This is a genomic window from Rhodoferax sp., from assembly GCF_014859475.1.
Taxonomy (GTDB): Bacteria; Pseudomonadota; Gammaproteobacteria; order Burkholderiales; family Burkholderiaceae_C; genus Rhodoferax.
Genome location: NZ_JACUUE010000319.1, coordinates 1 through 1,883 on the forward strand (window position 1 = coordinate 1; position 1,883 = coordinate 1,883).

Genomic DNA, 1,883 nt, shown 5'->3' on the forward strand with positions numbered 1-1,883 from the left:
CTGGCATGAACCCTGCTTGACAAGCCTCGGTCATCCGACATCCATCACGTTTACCTATCCAAGGAGTCTGCATGAAACTTGTTACCGCCATCATCAAACCCTTCAAGCTCGACGAGGTGCGCGAAGCGCTCTCAGGCATCGGCGTGCAGGGCATCACCGTGACCGAAGTCAAGGGCTTCGGTCGTCAAAAAGGCCACACCGAGCTCTACCGCGGCGCGGAATACGTGGTGGACTTTTTGCCCAAAGTCAAAGTGGAAGCGGCCGTGGCCGACGATCTGCTGGAGCGCGTGATCGAGACCATCGAAGGCGCCGCGCGCACCGGCAAGATCGGCGACGGCAAGATTTTTGTCACACCCATCGAACAGGTCATCCGCATTCGCACCGGTGAAACCGGCGTGGAGGCATTGTGAGCGCGCCAGCTCTGCACTCAACTGATTCAATTTCTATGAGATCACCATCATGAAAAAACTATTTGTCTCCCTCACCCTGGGTTTGAGTCTGCTGATTGGCGGCGTTGCCATGGCACAAACCACCCCAGCGCCAGACGCAGCGCCTGCCGTCGCAGCGGCAACTGAAGCAGCGGCTGCGCCTGAAGCAGCCCCGGCCGCAGCCGACCCCGCCCCCACCATCGACAAGGGCGACACCGCCTGGATGATGGTCTCCACCATGCTGGTCATGCTGATGGTGCCCGGCCTGGCGCTGTTTTACGGCGGCCTGGTGCGCAGCAAAAACATGCTGTCGGTGCTGATGCAGGTGATGGTGGTGTTCTCGCTGATCGGCGTGCTGTGGGTCATCTACGGCTACAGCTTTGCCTTTGGTGGCGAAGGACTGATCATCGCCGACGGCAGCAAGATGTTCCTGGCGGGCATCACCACCGACTCGATGGCCGACACCTTCAGCGACGGCGTGAAAATTCCCGAGCTGATCTTTGTCGCGTTCCAGCTGACCTTTGCCGGCCTGACCTGCGCCCTGATTGTGGGATCGTTTGCCGAGCGTATGAAGTTCAGCGCCGTGCTGCTGTTCTCGGTGATCTGGTTCACCTTCAGCTACCTGCCGATTGCCCACATGGTGTGGGGTGCTGGCGGCTATTTGCTCGACAAGGGTGCGCTCGACTTTGCTGGCGGCACCGTGGTGCACATCAACGCCGCCATGGCCGGTCTGGTCGGTGCCTACCTGGTGGGCAAGCGCATTGGCTACGGCAAGGAATCCATGGCACCGCACAACCTCACCATGACCATGCTGGGCGCCAGCATGCTGTGGGTGGGCTGGTTCGGCTTTAACGCCGGCTCCAACCTCGAATCCAGTGGCGGTGCCACCCTGGCATTCATCAACACCATCATCGCCACCGCCGCGGCCATTTTGGCCTGGTGCGTGGGTGAGGCGCTGACCAAAGGCAAGGCCTCCATGCTGGGCGCGGCCTCCGGCGCCGTGGCTGGCCTGGTTGGCATCACCCCCGCTTGCGGTGTGGTCGGCCCGATGGGCGCCATCGTGATCGGCCTGGTGGCCGGCTTCCTGTGCCTGTGGGGCGTGACCGGCCTGAAGAAAATGCTCGGCGCTGACGACTCGCTCGACGTGTTTGGTGTGCACGGTGTCGGCGGCATCACCGGCGCGCTGCTGACCGGCGTGTTTGCAGCCCCTGGCCTGGGTGGCACGGGCGACGCAGACTTCGCCATCGGCAGCCAGCTGCTGGTGCAGGCCGAAGGCGTGCTCATCACCATCGTCTGGTCTGGGGTGGTGGCCTTCATCGCCTACAAGATTGCCGACATGGTGATGGGTCTGCGTGTCAGCGAAGAAAGCGAGCGTGAAGGCCTCGACATCACGTCACACGGCGAGTCGGCTTACGGCCGCTGATCAGAACTCTCCCAAGAACCCACCCGGCTTCG

At 62.1% G+C, this 1,883-nt stretch carries 2 protein-coding genes; both read left to right on the forward strand.

Annotation, left to right across the window (positions count from 1 at the left end; genetic code table 11):
- Nucleotides 1-71: 71 nt before the first annotated feature.
- Nucleotides 72-410, forward strand: a complete 339-nt coding sequence (glnK, locus tag IBX54_RS14855) for a P-II family nitrogen regulator (protein WP_296543423.1) — start codon at nucleotides 72-74, stop codon at nucleotides 408-410.
- 49 nt (nucleotides 411-459) lie between these two features.
- Entirely contained in the window at nucleotides 460-1,851 is a 1,392-nt protein-coding gene (locus IBX54_RS14860; RefSeq protein WP_296543424.1) for an ammonium transporter, read from the forward strand.
- The last annotated feature ends 32 nt before the right edge of the window (nucleotides 1,852-1,883 follow it).